This window comes from Streptomyces sp. NRRL B-24484, assembly GCF_000717715.1.
GTDB lineage: Bacteria > Actinomycetota > Actinomycetes > Streptomycetales > Streptomycetaceae > Kitasatospora.
The window spans coordinates 97442-114161 of the sequence record NZ_JOAI01000037.1 but is presented as its reverse complement, the minus strand read 5'-3'; the positions used below and the strand labels follow the sequence as shown (position 1 = coordinate 114161).

Annotated in this window: 14 protein-coding genes; 4 read left to right on the top strand and 10 right to left on the bottom strand. The window is 75.7% G+C overall.

Annotated features, from left to right (window positions below):
* Positions 1-14 precede the first annotated feature (14 nt).
* Complete coding sequence (locus IE98_RS0128695) at positions 15-1031, bottom strand: YihY/virulence factor BrkB family protein (protein WP_078661379.1); 1017 nt, start codon at positions 1029-1031, stop codon at positions 15-17.
* A 143-nt stretch (positions 1032-1174) separates the two neighbouring features.
* Here IE98_RS0128695 and IE98_RS0128690 point away from each other — a divergent pair, with 143 nt between their 5' ends.
* Positions 1175-1663 carry a hypothetical protein gene (locus tag IE98_RS0128690; RefSeq protein ID WP_030273888.1) on the top strand — a complete coding sequence of 163 codons (489 nt, stop codon included), beginning with the start codon at positions 1175-1177 and terminating at the stop codon, positions 1661-1663.
* A gap of 77 nt (positions 1664-1740) precedes the next feature.
* On the opposite strand, the gene IE98_RS0128685 is transcribed toward IE98_RS0128690, so the two are convergent.
* On the bottom strand, positions 1741-2439 hold the full coding sequence (locus IE98_RS0128685; protein ID WP_078661378.1) for an SDR family oxidoreductase: 699 nt from the start codon (positions 2437-2439) through the stop codon (positions 1741-1743).
* Between the two features lie 286 nt (positions 2440-2725).
* Between IE98_RS0128685 and IE98_RS43245 the strand changes: the two genes are divergently transcribed.
* Positions 2726-3454 (top strand): DUF6215 domain-containing protein, encoded by a 729-nt coding sequence (locus IE98_RS43245; protein ID WP_052391084.1) that lies wholly within the window; start codon positions 2726-2728, stop codon positions 3452-3454.
* 85 nt (positions 3455-3539) lie between these two features.
* On the opposite strand, the gene IE98_RS0128675 is transcribed toward IE98_RS43245, so the two are convergent.
* From IE98_RS0128675 to IE98_RS0128655, 5 genes are all read right to left on the bottom strand, one after another.
* On the bottom strand, positions 3540-3824 hold the full coding sequence (locus IE98_RS0128675) for a hypothetical protein (protein ID WP_030273881.1): 285 nt from the start codon (positions 3822-3824) through the stop codon (positions 3540-3542).
* Positions 3821-6364, bottom strand: coding sequence for an Hsp70 family protein (locus IE98_RS45170; RefSeq protein WP_052391083.1), 2544 nt, complete (start codon positions 6362-6364; stop codon positions 3821-3823). The genes IE98_RS0128675 and IE98_RS45170 overlap by 4 nt, the downstream gene beginning before the upstream one ends.
* 27 nt (positions 6365-6391) lie before the next feature.
* Positions 6392-7114, bottom strand: a complete 723-nt coding sequence (locus tag IE98_RS0128665) for a nucleotide exchange factor GrpE (RefSeq protein ID WP_030273877.1) — start codon at positions 7112-7114, stop codon at positions 6392-6394.
* A 5-nt stretch (positions 7115-7119) separates the two neighbouring features.
* Complete coding sequence (locus IE98_RS0128660; RefSeq protein WP_030273876.1) at positions 7120-7542, bottom strand: hypothetical protein; 423 nt, start codon at positions 7540-7542, stop codon at positions 7120-7122.
* A 171-nt stretch (positions 7543-7713) separates the two neighbouring features.
* Complete coding sequence (locus tag IE98_RS0128655) at positions 7714-11928, bottom strand: hypothetical protein (RefSeq protein ID WP_030273873.1); 4215 nt, start codon at positions 11926-11928, stop codon at positions 7714-7716.
* Between the two features lie 188 nt (positions 11929-12116).
* On the opposite strand from IE98_RS0128655, the gene IE98_RS0128650 reads away from it, so the two are divergent.
* Complete coding sequence (locus tag IE98_RS0128650; RefSeq protein ID WP_159401102.1) at positions 12117-13910, top strand: serine/threonine protein kinase; 1794 nt, start codon at positions 12117-12119, stop codon at positions 13908-13910.
* Positions 13911-14006: 96 nt separating this feature from the next.
* Here IE98_RS0128650 and IE98_RS0128645 read toward each other — a convergent pair whose 3' ends face one another.
* Positions 14007-14732, bottom strand: coding sequence for a class I SAM-dependent methyltransferase (locus tag IE98_RS0128645; protein ID WP_030273870.1), 726 nt, complete (start codon positions 14730-14732; stop codon positions 14007-14009).
* Positions 14733-14958: 226 nt separating this feature from the next.
* Between IE98_RS0128645 and IE98_RS49505 the strand changes: the two genes are divergently transcribed.
* A complete protein-coding gene (locus tag IE98_RS49505; RefSeq protein WP_159401101.1) occupies positions 14959-15318 on the top strand; it encodes a hypothetical protein in 360 nt (119 codons plus the stop codon).
* Here IE98_RS49505 and IE98_RS0128640 read toward each other — a convergent pair.
* Together IE98_RS0128640 and IE98_RS0128635 are read right to left on the bottom strand one after the other, a co-directional pair.
* The gene (locus IE98_RS0128640; RefSeq protein ID WP_030273868.1) at positions 15284-15820 is read right to left on the bottom strand and encodes a hypothetical protein; all 537 of its coding nucleotides are present in this window, start codon (positions 15818-15820) and stop codon (positions 15284-15286) included. The genes IE98_RS49505 and IE98_RS0128640 overlap by 35 nt on opposite strands.
* A 132-nt stretch (positions 15821-15952) precedes the next feature.
* Positions 15953-16528, bottom strand: a complete 576-nt coding sequence (locus IE98_RS0128635) for a DUF6529 family protein (protein WP_234443711.1) — start codon at positions 16526-16528, stop codon at positions 15953-15955.
* Positions 16529-16720 lie beyond the last annotated feature (192 nt).

Below are 16720 nucleotides of genomic sequence, written 5' to 3'. Positions count from 1 at the left end.
GGGCAGGGGCGCCGTCAGGGCTCGCACGGCTCCGGGCCGTCCTCCTCGTCGGGCCAGGTGCGGGTGTCGCGGGGTGCGACGTACGGTTCGTCGGCGCAGGGCCGGCCCGAGCGGAGCGCCTGTTCGCGGGCGAGTTCGGCATCGAGTTCGAGGCCGAGGAGGATCGCCAGGTTGCTGAGCCACAGCCAGACCAGGAAGACGACGACGCCGGCGAGGGTGCCGTAGGTCTTGTTGTACGAGCCGAAGTTGGCGACGTAGGCGGCGAAGCCGGTGGAGAGGGCGAGCCAGAGCAGGACGGCGAGCAGGCTGCCGGGGGAGGTCCAGCGCAGGCCGCGGCTGCGGACGTTCGGAGCCGCCCAGTACAGCAGGGCGATCATGAGCGACACGAGGACCACGAGGACGGGCCACTTCGCGATCGACCAGACGGTCACGGCGGTTCTGCCCAGGCCCAGCAGGTCCCCGGCGCGTTCGGCGAGCCGGCCGGTGAACACGACGATCGCGGCGCTCGCCACGAGCAGGACCATCGTCAGCAGCGTCAGGCCGATCCGCAGCGGCGTGGTCTTCCAGAGCGGCCGGCCCTCGCGGACGTCGTAGACGGCGTTGGCGGCGCGGATGAACGCGCCGATGTACCCGGACGCGGACCACAGGGCGCCGGCGATGCCGACGACGGCGAGGAGGCCCCCGGTGCCCCGGCCGTTCTGCAACTGGCCGATCGCGTCGTGCAGGACGTCGCGGGCCGAGCCGGGGGCGAGCGACTGCAGGTCGGCCAGCACGGTCTCGGTCGCGGAGGTGCCCGCCAGGGCGAGGACGGACACCAGGACCAGGAGCGCGGGGAAGATCGCCAGGATGCCGTAGTAGGTGAGCGCGGCCGCCCGGTCGGGGAGCTCGTCGGAGAGGAATTCGCGCACGGTGCGCTTCAGCACCCGCCACCAGCCGCGCGCCGGAATCTCCGAGGGGCCGTCCACGTCGGACCGGCCGTCGGGTGCCGGCGCCGCGGAGCTGCGACCGCGCGCACGGGAGTCATCTGCCATGCGCCGTCGTCTTCCCCCGGCCCTCGCCGCCAACCGGGCGAGCACGCACGCCACCGGACCGGGAGTGTCCGAACCGGGGACTAGCCTGCGGCGCGAAGATCACGGCGGGGCGACCGCCGCACCGCGCACGAGGAGGACCCACGATGGGCTACGACCTGCACGTCCAGGCCGTTTCCGCCGACGAGTTGACGAAGGGCGCGGAGCATCTCTCCGCGTTCATGGCCGAGCGGTGGCACGCGTACGAGGACCACGCGTCGGACATCAGGTTCACCATCTCGAAGAGCTTCGTCCGGCTCGACGAGCTGTACCGGAGCGCAGCGCACCTGCCGGGCGGTGACGCCGCCGCTCTGCCCATGGGCGGCGGCGAGCCGGTGCTGCCGTACGGCGACCCGGTGATGGCCCTGATGGGGCCGGCCGAGGTGCGGCGGGCGGCGGAGTTCCTCGCCGCACACACCTTCGACGACCTGTGGGAGATCGGCGGTGCCGCGGCGGCCGCCGGCTCCGGGAACGGAAGTCGGGTGGCCCTGGCGTACTTCCGCCAGGACCTCGCGGAGGGGGACGCGGACGCCCGCGCCTTCTACGCACGGGCGGCAGCGGCGGGTCTGGGAGCCGTCAGCGCGGCGTGGTTCTAGGGGCGCCCCCGGCCCGCGCAGCACCGTGCTCGGCGGCGCCGGGGGCGCATCCCCGTACGACCCTCGGGAGCTCTGCCTCAGCCGGCCTGCCCCGTCGGCCGCACCGTGATGTGGTTGATGTCCACGCCCGTAGGCTGGTTGACGGCGAACACGATGGTGTCCGCGAGCTGCTCGGCGGTCATCGTGGCGGCTGCCTCGGGGGTGCCGCCGCGGGCGTGCCAGAAGGGGGTGTCCACGATGCCGGGGGCGACGACGGTGACGCCGACTCCGTCCTGGCCGACCAGGAGACGGGTGTTCTCGGCGAGGGCGTGGGCGGCCCACTTGGTGACGGAGTAGAGGTTGCCGGGGGTGTGGCGGACACCGGCGACCGAGCCGATGATCACGATTCGGCCCTTGGAGGTCCTCAGGTGGGGCAGGGTCTCCTGGATCAGCAGGGCGGGGCCCAGGACGTTGGTGAGGATCATGGCGCGCATGTCCTCCGGGGCGTGGGTCTCCAGGTTGCCGGGCAGGGAGAAACCGGCGTTGGCGATGACGTTGTCCAGCCGGCCCCAGGTGTCCAGCACGTGGCCGACGGCGGCGGCGACGTCATCCGCTTCGCCGGCGTCGCCGGTGATCGTCAGCAGCCGCTCGCCCGCCGCCGCGGTGGTGGCGAAGGCGGCCAGCTTGCCCGCGTCGCGTCCGGTGACGGCCACGCGGTGACCCTGCTTGAGCAGGGCGCGGGCGGTGGCGGCACCGATTCCGGTCGAGCCACCGGTGATCAGCGTGACGGGTTCCATCGAACGGCCTCCTCGGCGACGGGTCATCGGGGCAGAGCGCCTGCACTATACCCAGCGATCTTCGGCGCCCGCTCCTGACTTTCCCCGACGGCTCCCGCTCCTGACAGCTGATCAGGAGTCGGCCAGTTCCCGGCCGATCGGCCGGGAGGGCGGCGTGTATGTGGCGGGGCATCAGGGATGCGGGACCGGTCGGATATTCGCGGCGCCTGCGGCGGCGGAACGAGTAGGGTGACGCAGCCCGTCCGGTGATCATGGGATCGGGAGGGGTTCGCAGGAGGGGGAGCGCATGGAGTCCGAGACGGCAGCACGTCCGGAGGTGGCCGGGCCCGACACGGCCGGGCCGGAGGTGGCGGGCGGGCGGGGCCGGCCGGGTGCCGATGTCCAGGCCGCCGCGGCGGTCGTGCTCGTCGGGACCGTCATCGCCGGGATGTGGGGCGCCGGCATGTTCTCCGGCTCCCGTGCCGACGCCGGCAGGCCCGCGGTGTGCGAGGCGGCCAAGGACACCGACTCGCCGGAGTACCCGGCACTGTGCGCGGCGCTCAACCGCCCCGACCTGCCCGCCCTGCTCGGCACGCCGGACCGGCACGTCTCGATCGCGCAGTCCGGCGGCGGGCCGATCGTCCACGGCGACGGGACGAAGGAGTTCGACGCCTCCGCCCAGGTGCAGATCGGGCCGGTCAACGTCCGCATCACCCACAACCAGGGCCTGTCGGTGCGGGACATCACCGGGCTCCGGAGCCTGCTCGCCCAGCCGCGCACGGTGCTCGGCCACCCGGCAGCGGTCTACCGCAGCACCACCCTCGCCCTCGTCCTCCAGGGCGGGAGGACCACCACCGGGGCCGGCGGCACCGCCCACCACCTCGCGGTCGCCATCGGCCCCGACGAGGACGCCGAGACCGTCGAGTTCTCCATCTGGCGCCAGGACGACGAAGCCCCGGACCAGGACGCCCTGCGCCGGATCGCCGAACAGGTCCTCCCCACCGTCCACGGCTGGCTGCCCGCCACCCAGGGCTGAGCCGGGGCTCCGGATCACCGCCGGCCGGCGGAGGGCCCCGCGCCGGTGGTCGGTGCGGGGCCCTCGGTGGCCGGGCGGGGCGGGCTCAGGTGCCGGAGGTGCCGGTGCGGGCGGACACCTCGGCGAGGAGGTCCTGGGCCGGGCGCAGCCCGGGCTCCTGGGCCACCGCGCGGCGCAGCAGCACCAGGGCGGCCGCGTCCTCCCCGGCGCCGACGTGCGCCAGTGCCTCGTTGTAGTCGATCCGCCCGGCGTACCGCAGCCGGACGAGCGCCGCGAGATCCTCCCGGCAGGACGGACAGCGCAGGCTCTCAGGGTCCGCGGGCACCGCGCACTGCGGGCACGGCACCTCGATCGGCGGTACGGCCGTCATCGGGGATCGACCTCCTCCGGGCGGACCGGCCCGACCTGCTCCGGCATGCTGTCCTTGCCCATCTCGCGCTGCGCCTGCGCGTACAGGCCCAGCAGCGCCGAGTTGTGACGGTTCGCCGCCTCCATGTTGGCCGACTCCACCGCGGAGTCCAGACCGCGCAGTTCCGCCAGGATCCGCTGGCCGAGCGCGGGCGACACCATGTTCTGGCTGACGTAGATGTTGCACATCGTCAGCATCCGGAAGGTGTGGCCGAGCGAGTCGCACAGCTCGTCCGCGGCGGCGGCCGCCGCCATCGCACCCTCCCAGTCCGCCGCCTCGCGGCGCTGCCGGAGCTCGGCCGCGACCATCCGCAGCCGGCCCAGGTCGCCCGCGTCCAGGTGCTTCTCGCAGTACAGGATGAACAGGCTCAGGTACGCCTCGGTGCTGCGCACCCAGCGCTGCGCGTTCAGCAGGAACTGCGCCCGCTCCAGCGCCGCGTCCACCGACTCGCCGCCCGTCCGGCCGCCGGCCATGTCGTCGAGGGTGTCCATCAGCCGCTGCGTCTCGCGGAGTTCGGCCTCGGTCAGCTCGTTCGCCCAGCGGTCGGTGAAGCTCTCGATCTGCCGCTGCTGCTCCTCGACCTGCACCTTGAGCTCCGGGTCGAGCGAGGCCCGGCCGAGCTTGACCGTCCGCTGCTCACCGCCCTGGATCCGCACCGACAGGGTGATCGTGCGGTCCTGGTCGAGACCGAACGACACCTCGACCGGGATCCGTCCGCCGAGCCCGGCGGGCAGCCGCAGGGTGAGGTGGCCCATCAGCTCGTTCTGCTGGGCGATCGGCTGCTCGCCCTCGTACACGGCCACTTCGAGGCGCTGCTGTCCGCCGCCGGAGACGACGAACTCCCGGCTGACCGGCGTGCTCGTGGGGTAGCCGGTGCCCTTCGGGATGATCACCGCCAGGCGGCCGTCGTTGAGTTCGATGCCCAGGTCCTTCGGCGTGATGTCGAAGGGGTTGGTCACCTGCATCAACTGGCCGCAGGACGGGCAGACCTCGGTGCCGGGCGGGTTCACCGCCGTGCAGCCGCCGCAGCGCAGACCGATGTCCTGCGCGGCCGAGGCCGCCGCGGCGCCGCCACCGGAGTCCGGCAGCGCCTCACCGCAGAGGCTGCAGGCGGTCGCCTCGGCCGCCGCCGGGGTGCCGCAGCGCGCGCAGTCGCGGGTCCGGGCGACGGCCGCCACGACCGGCGCGGCCGCCTCGCCCTCCACCTGCTGCCCGCACTTGGGGCAGGCGCCGGCGGCGGCGTCCACCGGCAGGTGGCAGCCGGTGCAGGTCACCCGGGCGCCGCCCAGCAGCGAGGCCGAGCACTGCCCGCACGAGGCCGCGGACAGTTCGGCGGGCGTCCGGCACTCCGGGCACTCCACCTCGGCGACCAGGGCCGACTGCACCGCCGCGCCCAGCGCCACGCACTGCATCGGGTTGACGCCGCGCCGGATCCGCTTCGGCCCGAAGACCTCGCCCAGCCGCCGCGCCACCAGCGGGATCGACGTCGAGCCGCCGACCAGCAGCACCTCGTCGATGTCCCCGACGGTCAGGTTGGCCTGCATGATCGCCTTGTGGGTCAGCTCGATGGTCCGCTCGATCCGGGCCTCGATCAACTCCTCGAACCGGGGCCGCTCGAACACCGTCTCCAGCACCAGCTGACCCGCGCCGAGGCCCGCCAGGACGACGTCCGACGCCTCCTGGTTGGACAGTTCGATCTTGACCACCTCGGCGGCCGAGGCGATCCGCGGACGGTCCCGCCGGTCCGGCTGGTAGTCCGAGCCGAACTCCTCCCGGATGTCCTCCAGCAGCGCCGTGGTGATGGCGCGGTCGAAGTCGTCGCCGCCGAGCAGGTTGTCGCCCTCGATGCCGAGCACCGACACCGAGCCGGGCACCAGCAGCAGGATCGAGATGTCGAAGGTGCCGCCGCCCAGGTCGTAGACCAGGACGGTACGCCCCTCGTCGCCGGCCTCGGCCGTCATCCCGTAGGCCAGGGCGGCGGCGGTCGGCTCGTTGATCACCCGCAGCACGTGCAGGCCCGCCATCCGGCCGGCCTCCCGGGTCGCCGCGACCTGGCGCTCGCCGAAGTACGCGGGCACCGTGATGACGGCCCGGTGCAGCGGTTCGCCGAGGCGCTGCTCGGCGTCCTCCTTCAGCCGGTGCAGGATGATCGCGGAGATCTCGATCGGCGTGTACGAGCGGCCGTCGAACCAGACGTTCACGTCGCCGTCGGTGCCCGCGGTCACCTTGTAGTCGAGCTCGTCGAGCGCCGCCTGCACCTGCGGGTCACGGAACTTGCGGCCCATGAAGCGCTTGACCGACCGGATCACGTTCTCGCCGTCGAGGGCGAGCCGGCTCCGCGCGGTCGACCCGACCAGCAGCTCCCCCCGGCGGCCCCGGCCCACCACCGAGGGCGTGCCCTCCTGGTTCTGCCGGTTGAAGACGATCTCCGGCTCGCCCCGGCGCAGTTGGGCCACCACGGAGTTGGTGGTGCCCAGGTCGATACCGAGAGTGCGGTACATGTCGTTCCCCTCTTGTCCCCTGTGTGTCTAGCGCTTGCGCCGCTTGGCCCGCGACGACTTCGACCAGGTCTTGCGGTTCCTGCCCGCGGTGCCGGCCCTGCCCGTGCCTGTGCCCGTGCCTGTGCCTGTGCCCGTCGCGCTGTCCGTGCCCGCGGGAGCGGTCGGTGCCGGTGCGTCGGCCGTCCGCTCGGTGCTCCCTGCAGCCCCTGCAGCCTCGGCGGGTTCGGTGCTCGGGGCGGGCCCGGGGCCGTCCAGGGACTGCGGCGGGGGAGTGGTGGCGACCACCACCTGGGCCCGGCGCAGCACCTCCTCGTTCCAGAAGAAGCCGGTGACCACGCTCTGGACGACCGTCTCCGGCTCCAGTTCGGCCCGGGCCTCGGTGCCGACGATCTCGGACAGCCCCGGATCCGCGGCCATCCCCTCCAGCCGCATCGGGCGGACCCCGGCCTTGGCCAGCTTGCCGAGCAGCCGGCGCCGGGTCGCCTCGATGCCGGAGGTGCGGCCCAGCCGGGCCAGCTCCGGGTCCAGGCTCAGCGCCGCCAGGGCGTCGTCCACGTCGACCAGCAGGCCCAGCAGGTCGCGCTGCGCGGCCCGGGCGGCGCGCGCCTCGTCGTCCCGCAGCCGCTGCAGCAGCGACGCCCGGAAGAGCAACTGGCTGAACGCCTGCGCCAGGTCGACGTCGAGGGCCCGCTGCGGCACGTCCAGCGGTGCGGCGGTCGGCACCGGTGTGCCGGATTCCTGGGTCGTCATGGCGTTCACTCCGGGATCTCGATCGGCGGCAGTACCGACAGGTCGGCGGCGAACCGCGCCGGTACGGGCGGTTCGGCGGCGGTGGAGGCGGGGGCCGGCTCCGCGAAGTCCACCGTGAGCTCCTCGCGGCGGACGACCAGCAGCGCCGCCGGTGTCGCCGGCGGCCGGTCCACGACCAGCAGCGGCTCCTCCAGCACCGGGTGGAGCAACTCGGCCACCCCGTCGACCGGGTCGGGCGGCAGCAGCTGCTGGATGTCCAGCTCCAGGCGGCGGTCGGGGTTGCGCAGCAGCGCCGCGGCGTCCTGGATCTCCTGGCGGGTGTGGCGGCCCTGCCGCATGGCCGGGCCCACCGCGAGGTTGATCTCGCGCACGCCCGCGGTGGGCGGGATGCCCAGGACCTCGTACGGGGACGGTTCGTGCAGGGGCATGGCGGCGGTCTCTCCTCCTCCGGCTGCAGCCGGCCACGGACGGGCGCAACCGGCTGCGGGAACGGCTGTCGGAACGGCTTCGGGACGGCTCCGCGACCTCTCCGGAGGGTCGTGGGGACTCGGGCGGTCGTCGGGCGGTCGTGGGGACTCGGGCAGGGGCGGTCGGATCCGTCAGCGCAGGCGGTCGATCCGGTACTTGAGGCTGCGCAGGCCCGAGTCGTCCGGGTCGCGCGCGACGGCCTTGCCGATCAGCTTCCGGGCCTCCACGAACCGGCGGGCGTTGGCGTTGCGCACGGCGTGGGCGCCGTAGACGACACCCAGCTCCTTGCGGATGTTGGCCTTGGCGTCCGCAGACCCCGCCATCTCCAGGGCCTGCTCCAGCAGCGTGGCGGCGTCGGTGAACCGGTCGGCCTCGAAGTCCGTCGCGGCCTCGCTGCGCCACACGTTGACGAGCACCGCCCGCATCTCGCCGGAGTCGTCGTACGTCTGGGCGCGCCGCAGCATCGAGGCACGCTCGTTGAACGGCCGGTCCTGGTACTTCTCCAGCACGTGGTTGGCCAGCACCACCGAGACGCGGCGCGGTGCCTCGGCGTCCGGGTCGCCGTCGAACTCCGGGTCGGCCGCCAGCGCCTCCGCCATCCGCGCGACGGCCTCGCCGCGCCGGTCGTCGAGGGCGGCGGTGAGCGAGCGGAGCTGCAGCACGTACACCAGGCCCGCCCGGTCCTCGGGTTCGTCGTCGAGCTCGGTGAGCTCCTGCCACAGGTCGGTGGCCTCGACCAGTTCGCCGCCGGGGCCGAGGACGCTCACCTCGGTGGCCAGGTTGCGCAGGGCGGCCACCAGGAAGTGGTGGGCCGTCGGGTCGTCCGGGGCCAGTGCGAGCGCCTTGCGCAGCAGGACCAGCGCCTGCCGGTAGTCCTTCGTCTCGTTGTTGACCTTGCGGGCGAGCTGGGCGTACGCGGCGCCGAGGTTCTCCCGGACCTCGCGGTGGCCGGGGGACAGCGCGAGTGCCTGCTCCAGCAGTTCGGCCGCGCCGGCCTGGTCGTCGTCGTGCTCCTTGAGCAGGGCGCGGGCGGCGCGCAGACCGGCGTCGGCGCCGAGGGCGGCGAGTTCGCCGGTGAGTTCGGGGCCGGGCAGGGTGCAGGCCCGGGTCAGGCACTCCAGGGCCTCGCGCCACTCCTGGTGGCGGTGGTGTTCGGCGGCCTGGCTGGTGAGGGCCTCGCGCAGCAGCTGCTGCCGGACCTCGTCGGGCTCCGTGCCGTCCGCGGTCTCCAGGGCGGAGACCGCCGCGGCGTGCCGGCCCTGGAGCAGAAGGTAGCGCTGCGGCCCGAGGTCGTCGAACAGGCCGAGGGCGTGCGTCAGCGGGTGGACGCCGTACGGCCCGGGCTTGCGCCACGGGAGCACCGCGTACTCGAACGCGCCCTGCCAGGCGGAGAGTTCGCTGCTCGGCGGGGAGGTCCGCAGCAGCCGTTCGAGAACGGGGCCGACGACGAGCCGGTGGCTGCCGCCGTCGGGCCGACCGATCCCGACCTCGTCCTCGGCGAAGGCCTCGGCGCAGCGGACCTCCATCCCGAGCCGGACCGTCCAGGCGTCGACCTCGTCGCCGCTCCGGCCGTCGGCCTGGTCCAGGGTGCGCAGGTCGGTGCGGAGCCGGTCGGTGAGGGCGGCCCGGGCGGCCGCCACCCGCGGCGGTTCGGCGTCCCGGCCGGTGACGTGGGCGGCGGCGTCCCACACGTCGGGCAGGTGCAGGGAGGGGACGAGGCAGCCGATGACCCAGTGCCACAGGTCCTCGGCCCGGTCGTCCCGGTCCGGTGCGGTGGGACGGGCCCCCGCGGCCTCCTGCGGGCCGCGCTGCGCCGGGATGCCCCGGGCCGGGGCGGCGGCCGCGAGGCGGTAGCTCACCAGGCCGAGCGCGTGCAGCAGCCGCGGGTGCGACGGGTCCTTGAGCAGCAGCGCGTGGTAGCAGTCCCAGGCCTCCTGGTAGCGGCCCTCCGCGGCGTGGCGGGCCGCCTCGTGCTCGGCGAGCACCCCGAGGGCCTCGGCCGCGAGCGCATGGCCGGGCGTCAGCCGGACGGCCTCGCGCAGGTCGCCGGCGGCGTCCCCGAACCGTCCCGCCCCGACGGCGCGGGCGGCGCGCCGGACCAGCACCGTGGTGCGGGCCCTGTGCGCGGCGGCGGGGAGGGCGGCGAGTGCCGCGTCCAGGTCGTCGTCGTCGGCCTGCAGCAGGCAGAGCGCCGCACGGACGGTGACGCCGGCCGGGCTGTCGCCCAGGACGGCGGCCCAGGCCGCGAGCGTCCGCTCGCCCTCCTGCGGCAGGCCCGCCCGCAGGGCGCAGTCCAGCACGGCGAGCAGGGACCGCTCCGCGCAGCGGCTGCAGCGCGGCGAGCCGTCGGACTGAAGCCGGTACAGGTGGGTGTCGCAGCCCTCCCGGCCGCAGCCGCCGCAGGCGTCCTCGGCGGCCCGGTCGCAGGGGGTGTCGTGCGCGGCCGCGCAGCCGCCGCCCCGGGCCGCGGCCGGGGCCGGGTCGGCGGGGTTCGCCAGGTGGCTGCGGTACCAGTCGACGGCGCCGGCGTGGTTGCCGGCGCGTTCGGCGAGCAGCGCCCGCAGCTGGGCGAGGGCCGGGTCGCCTGCCGGGTCGGGCTCGACCGGGGCGAGCAGGGCGACGGTACGGACGGCACGGCCCGCCAGCAGGCCGCCCGAGGCCCGGTGGTAGAGGTCGCGCGGGCCGTCGGCGTCGGCGGGCAGGGCGTCCGGCCCGTCCGCGGAGCCCCGGGCGAGGGCCAGCGCGGCCCGCAGCCTGCCCTCCCGGGCGGAGGCGGCCGGGCCGTCCCCGCCGGAGGCCGGGGAGCCGGCCAGGGCGAGGGCGTTGGCGGCGTCCTCCAGCGCCTGCGGGTCGTCGCGGCGGGTGAGCAGCAGGTGGGCGGCCTCGCGGAGGGCGGCCTCGCGCAGCGAGCGCCGCAGGCCCGGCTCGTCCGGGGTGTCGAGGACGGCCTGCTGCCACAGGGCGCGGGCCGCGCCGGGGTCGGCGTCGAGCAGACGGCGGGCGAGCACGTCGCGCTGCCCGGACAGCAGCGCCGGCAGGGCGGGCAGGCCGGGGTCGCGCAGCGGCTCCCAGTGCTCCACCGCACCCTCCGGGTCGCCGCCGCGGGCCAGCGCCAGACCGAGGTGGAAGGCGGCGGCGGGGCTCCACGGGTGGCCGGCCCCGGCCTCCGTGCGCAGCAGCGGCTCGGCCTCACCGGTGCGGCCGGCGGCGAGCAGGGCGGCGCCGAGCCGGACCTTGGCGGGCTGCCAGTGCGGGTACGCCTCCAGGGCCGTCCGGTAGCCGGCGGCGGCCTCCGCGGGCCGGCCGGCCCGTTCGTGGAGCAGGGCGAGGCCGAGCCGGGACGGCGTGTGGCCGGGCTGCGCGGCCTGGGCCGCGGTGAAATGGCCGTGCGCCTCGTCGTCCCGGTCGAGCAGCAGGGCGAGCCGCCCCAGCGCGTAGTGGGTGCGGGGGTCGGCCGGGGCCGCCGCCGCGGCGTCCGCGAGATCGGTGCCGGCGCCGGCGTGGTCGCCGAGGAACTGCCGGGCCAGGCCGCGGAAGAGCAGCGCCTCGGCGCGCAGCGACGCCCCGCGGGCCCACGGCGAGGGCTCGCCGGTGCCGCGCTCGACGGCACGGCCGAAGGCCTCGACGGCCTCGTCGTTGCGTCCGGCGCCGTGCAGGCGGGCGCCGTGCCGGAACCAGAGTTCGCCGCTGCCGCCGGGCGCGGCCGCGAGCAGTACGGCCTCGGCCTCGCCCGGCCGCCCCGCGTCGCGCAGGAACGCCGACCTGGCCAGGACCGGCCAGTCCCGTCCGGGGAGCGCCTTCAGCGCGGCGGCGGTCGCGCCGTCGCGCTCGGCGGCGGCGGCGTCCCGGCAGCGGCGCTGCAGCCAGTCGAGGACGCGCGCGGCGGAGTCGGCCTCCTCGCCGGGCTCCGGGCCGCGGTCGACGGCGCGCAGGAAGGCGAGGACGGGCGCGAGGTCGGGCCGGCCGGCCGCGGTCTCCGCCTCCGCGAGCCCCCGCAGGCCCCAGCGGGGGATCTGCGTGTCGGGCACGCCGACCAGCGGGAAGGCCTCGCGGCACAGGCCGAGGGCGGTCGCCCGGTCGCCGAGCGCCTCGGTGGCCTGGGCCAGGCCGGCCAGCGCGGTGCCGCGCAGCGGCCGCAGGTGCGGCGGCGCCAGGGCGAGCCGCTCGGCGATCCGGGCATACCGGCGCCGGGCCTGTTCCGTCCGCCCGGCGGCGAGCCGGGCCGACGCCGCGGCCAGTGCCTTGGCCGCCGAAGCGGTGTCGAGGGCACGTCTGCGGCGGACGAGGACGAAGCCCCCCACACCGGCGAGTGCCACCGCGATCAGCAGCAGCGCGAACAGCGCCATGCAGTCTCCCCCTGCGGTCCGTTCGATCGGGTCCATGAACAACTGAGCATGGAACCGGCCACCTTGACGTACTGTCAACCGGTGTTCTGGCGAGATCAGAATAGGCCGCCCCCAGGACATCCGGGCAGGAAAAAGCACTATCGTGGGGGTCGGGAGGGCAGGACCGACCGGTTCAGGCGGGGGGCGGAGTGTCGGAGTCACGCTGGGTGCCGGGGCTGCGGTTCGGGCCGGAGTTCGATCCCGAGCAGTACGAACTGTCGGAGTTCGTGCACCGCGGCGGAGAGGCCGAGGTGTGGCGCGCGGTGCGCACCGGCCGCAGCGGGCTCAAGGAACTCGTCGCGGCCAAGATCATGCTGGAGCGCGACCCGTCCGAGGTGCGCCGCTGGCTCGGCCGCTGGGACGACGTCTCGCACAACGCCCACCGCCTCGCCGTCACCGACCTCGTGGTGCCGAGCTTCCTGCTCGGCCCCTCGCCGCACCGGCCCGGCAGCCCGCCCGGTGACGGGGTGATGGGCTACCAGATCTCCCCCTGGGTCGAGGGGGTGCCGCTGCACCGGTGGGCGCGGGCCAACCGGGACGGCCTGCCGGCGGTCGCCGACGTGCTCGTCCGGCTCTGCCGGATCGTCGACGAACTCCACCGCAAGCGCTGGGTGCACCGTGACATCTCGCCCGCCAACGTGCTGGTGGAGCCGGAGGGCCGGGTCAAACTGATCGACCTGACCTTCCTCGCACCGCTGGACCGGACGCTGACGGTGGCGGTCTTCACCCCCGGGCACGTACCGCCGGAGGCCGAGCAGGTCGGAGGCTTCCCGGCCACCGCGAAGGACCTGTTCGCGGTGGGCACGCTGGCCCGCAGCCTGCTGCTGCCCGAACACGGCCGGCTCGACCAGCGGACGGCCGTCGAGCAGGCCCGCCGCGAACTGGTGGCGGCCGGCTTCAGCACGGAACTCGCCGACTGGGTCGCCGAACCGCTGCACCACGACCCGGACCGCCGCCCCGCCCCGCTCGGCCCCTGGGCCGCCCGCGGACGCGAACTCCTGCGCGCGCACCGGCCGCTGCCGCGCACCTCCTGCCTCGCCGTGCTGCCGGACACCGCGGGCCGGCCGCTGGTCGTCTCCGGCGGCTCGGACGGCGTCGGCTACACCGGCCCCGGGCTCGCACCGCCGGAACTCCCGGCCACCCGCACCAGCCAGGGCCCGCCGACGGTCCGCGAACTCGTGGTCGGCCGCGCCGGCCGGGCCGCCGAACTCGCCGTCTTCGCCGAGGACGGCGCGGGCGCGCTCTGGGTCGGCAACCGCTCCGGCTGGTGGGAGGTGGCGCGCGGCGTCGCCGGTGCGGCCGGTGCCGTCAACTCCTCCGCGGAGCTGGTGGTGTGGACGGCGCGGTCCGGCGCCCTGCAGTCCTTCCGCTGGTCGCCGGGGGTCACCGTCACCGGGCAGGAACTGTCCGGCTGCCCGGCCGACCGGGTGCTCGCCGCCGCCGAGGACCGGGCGGGCACGTGGTCCGTCCTCGTGGAGCACCAGGACCGGGTGCTCTGCTGGCGGATCGGCTCCGGCAGCCGGCCCGAGCGGATCGCCGCACCGGCCCGCGCCCGCGGCGCCGCGCTGGCCCGGTCCTCCGCCGGGCCCCAGGCCGTCGTCCTCGGCCCCGACGGCACCGCCCGGCTGTACCCGCTCGGCAGCGGCGCGGCCCCGGTCGAGATCGGCGAGTCCGAGCCCGCCCTCGGCGTCGCGATGGCGGGCCACCGCGGCGGCCCGACGATCGCGCTCGCCGGCACCGGCGGCGTCCGGCTGCGCCTGCCCGCGTCCGGCGGGGCACGGCGGCCCCGCTGGTGGCGGCCCACCCTGCGGCCGGCCACCCGGGTCGCGCTGACGGTCGGCGACGACTGGCGGCTCTGCCTGGCCGCGGTGGTGGAGGACGAGCTGCAGTGCTGGCAGGAGGACGCCGCCTACCGCTGGCAGCCCGTCCGGCTGGACGGCTGAGGCACCGCGGGAACGCCGCCCCGGCCCGGGAGACGGGGCACACCCGCGCCGGCCCGGGACGGCCGCCCCGGCCCGCGAGGCCCCGGGCCCGTGCGGTCAGGGCCGCCGGGCGACGAAGACGAGCTCCCGGCCGGGGCGGTCGGGTGCGTCCCGGACCTCCTGCACGGTGAAGCCCGAGGCCGCCAGGTCGGCCTCGATCTCCCGGCGGTCCCGGAACCGCAGCGTCGAATCGGAGGTGAGGCGGTCCCCGTCCGCGGCGAACACGTAGGTCCAGCGGAAGGTGACGAGGTGCGGCCCCGCCTCGACCAGGTCGACCCAGCTCTCGACCGGACCGACGCCCCGGACCTCGGTGACCCGCCGGGAGGCCGCGCGGTTCCACGACTCCCAGGCGCGCGCGGCGGGGTCCCGGCTCTCGAACACCAGATACCCGCCCGGCCGCAGGGCCGCCCGGGCGGCGGCCAGGGTCCGCCGCCAGTCGTCCGCGGCCACGATCGCCTGGGCGACGTTCGCGGTCATCGTCACGAGATCCACCTGCAGCGGTGGGAGGGCCGTCACGTCGCCGCAGACCCAGCGCACGCGTTCGGCGCCCGGCTTCGCCCCGGCCACGTCGACGGAGGCCCGGGCGGGATCGAGGCCGACCACGTCGATGCCCCGTTCGGCCAGCAGGAGCGCGAACACGCCCGTGCCGCAGCCGATGTCCAGCACCCGCGTCGCGCCGATCCGTCCGGCGAGGTCGAGGTAGGCGTCCAGGTCGGTGCGGTCCGGGTCCAGGGCGTCGTGGATCGCCGCCAGCCGGGGGTGTCCGAAGATCTCGTCAGCCATGCGGGCGACCGTACAGCGGCGCTGCGTGACGACGGCGCCCGACTGGGGCACCGCGGCCGCACCGGCGCGGCCGCGGTGGGCCCGAGGGGCCCCGCGGAGGAGGGCCGGACGGCCCTCCCGGACCGCCCCGTCGACCCTGGTGGCCGGGCCCGCCGCACCGAGGATCGAGGCGAGGGTGAGGCGCCTTCCCACTGCGCGTCTCACTGGCCGAGGGGTCGTGAGGACGATGGACGAGATCGGCCGGGTCGGGTGGCTCACCATTGGTGTCACCGGCATGGCGCTGGCCGGCGCCGCACACGCCGTGGCCGGGGTGGGACACATCGCGAGGGACATGCTGCGGTCGCCGGCCCCCGAGGGCAGCGATGCGGCACCGGGCGGCTGGTTCCTGTTCAGCGCCCTGACCGTGGCGGGCTGGGCGGCCTACCACGGCCATGTCGGGCACCGAGGGGATCGTGAAGGAGATCCTGCACCCGTCGCCCCGCTGACCCGGCCGTGGGCGGCCGTCGCCGCCCCGCCGTTCCCGGCCCGGTCCGCGGGGACCGGCGCCGGGCTCAGCTGTTGTCGATCTTGTTGCCGCTGGGGTTGAGCACGTACCAGCCCGCGCCGAAGGCGGTGGAGCCCTCGCCGTTGGTGTCGCCGGCCTGGTGGTCGCCCGCGTAGTAGTAGAGCGGGTGGCCGTGGTAGGTGACCTCGGTGCTGTGGTCGGACCGGGTGATGGTGCCGAGGTCGGCGGCACTGACCCCGGTGCCCGGCTGGGGTGCGCCCGTGGTGGTCAGCGGCGGCCACGCGGCGGCGCAGGCACCGTCGCAGGCGGACATCGTGGGGCTGTCCTTCTCGAACAGGTACAGCGTGCGTCCCTGGTTGTCGGTCAGGATCTTCCCGACCTTCGAGTCGTGCACCACGACGAGGGCGCCCGTGGCGCCGGACTGGCCCGGCATCGTGGACCCGGACGCCGGGGCGGAGGCAGCCGGCGGGTAGGCGTTCGCCGGTGCCGTGGAGGCCTTCGAGCCGCCGCCGCTGCTTCCGCAGGCGGCTGCTCCCAGAGCGAGGGCGGGCAGGATCGCGGCCGCCCAGACGAGACGTCGCATGGTCGTCCCTCCTTTCGGCCGGCCGCCCGGCCCCGGTACGGCGGCCGGGCGGACCGTGCACCCTCCAGTACGTGGCGGAGGGCTCCGGCGTTCACCCGCGCCCGGGGCAACCGGGCCGCGACCCGCCGGCGATCACAGGCCGGGCGCCTGGTAGCCGTTGAGGTACCAGAGCGCGCCGGTGTACCACAGCACGCCGATCGCGCAGACCAGCACGCCGCCGGCGAGCGGCAGCGCCCAGCCGGGCAGCCGGCGGTGCCGCACCACGATCACCTTCGCGACGAACGCGCCGTACAGCACGCACCCGGTGATCGAGTGCAGCGCCACCCGGGGGCTGCTCAGCTGCACGCCGTAGGTGACCAGGCAGTGCTGGGCGATCGGCAGCGAGAGGAGGAAGGCGATCAGCCCGCCCAGCCGGTGCGCGGTCGGGACGCGTCGCGGGGCCGGGCTGGGCGCCCCCGGCAGCCGTCCGTAGATCCACAGCGCGAGCAGCAGCTGGACGAGCGCCAGGGCGAACAGCGCGCTGCCCAGCTGGGACTTCAGCCGGGTGGCGTCGTTGCCCTGCTCGCCGAAGAGGCTGCTGGTGTAGTCGGGCGTGAGCGCACGGCCGTACCAGTAGAGGCCCAGCGTGACGGCCACCGGCAGGAGCGTCCACAGCAGAACCTGCCACGGCCGGCGCTTGGGCACGTCATCGGGAACGGGTGGTCGCATCGGAGCTCCTCGGGCGGTCGGCCGGACCTCTCACCATCTGCCACAGCCCCCGCCCCGCATCCACCAGGCGCGCCGAAGCGTCGGCCACCGGGCGCACGTCCTCGCCCCGAAGCGGCCCCGCAAGCCCGCCGGGCCTGCTTGTGCACGGCGATCCGCTCGGCCGTGCCGTGCCGTACCGCGGCAGCCTCGCCG

Excerpts from the sequence above, each read along its gene's own strand:
- IE98_RS0128640 (WP_030273868.1), bottom strand. The coding sequence starts at position 15,820 with ATGCGACGTCTCGTCTGGGCGGCCGCGATCCTGCCCGCCCTCGCTCTG.
- IE98_RS0128665 (WP_030273877.1), bottom strand. The coding sequence starts at position 7,114 with ATGACGACCCAGGAATCCGGCACACCGGTGCCGACCGCCGCACCGCTG.
- IE98_RS0128690 (WP_030273888.1), top strand. The coding sequence starts at position 1,175 with ATGGGCTACGACCTGCACGTCCAGGCCGTTTCCGCCGACGAGTTGACG.
- IE98_RS0128660 (WP_030273876.1), bottom strand. The coding sequence starts at position 7,542 with ATGCCCCTGCACGAACCGTCCCCGTACGAGGTCCTGGGCATCCCGCCC.
- IE98_RS0128675 (WP_030273881.1), bottom strand. The coding sequence starts at position 3,824 with ATGACGGCCGTACCGCCGATCGAGGTGCCGTGCCCGCAGTGCGCGGTG.
- IE98_RS43245 (WP_052391084.1), top strand. The coding sequence starts at position 2,726 with ATGGAGTCCGAGACGGCAGCACGTCCGGAGGTGGCCGGGCCCGACACG.
- IE98_RS45170 (WP_052391083.1), bottom strand. The coding sequence starts at position 6,364 with ATGTACCGCACTCTCGGTATCGACCTGGGCACCACCAACTCCGTGGTG.
- IE98_RS49505 (WP_159401101.1), top strand. The coding sequence starts at position 14,959 with ATGGACGAGATCGGCCGGGTCGGGTGGCTCACCATTGGTGTCACCGGC.
- IE98_RS0128635 (WP_234443711.1), bottom strand. The coding sequence starts at position 16,528 with ATGCGACCACCCGTTCCCGATGACGTGCCCAAGCGCCGGCCGTGGCAG.
- IE98_RS0128655 (WP_030273873.1), bottom strand. The coding sequence starts at position 11,928 with ATGGCGCTGTTCGCGCTGCTGCTGATCGCGGTGGCACTCGCCGGTGTG.
- IE98_RS0128695 (WP_078661379.1), bottom strand. The coding sequence starts at position 1,031 with ATGGCAGATGACTCCCGTGCGCGCGGTCGCAGCTCCGCGGCGCCGGCA.
- IE98_RS0128645 (WP_030273870.1), bottom strand. The coding sequence starts at position 14,732 with ATGGCTGACGAGATCTTCGGACACCCCCGGCTGGCGGCGATCCACGAC.
- IE98_RS0128685 (WP_078661378.1), bottom strand. The coding sequence starts at position 2,439 with ATGGAACCCGTCACGCTGATCACCGGTGGCTCGACCGGAATCGGTGCC.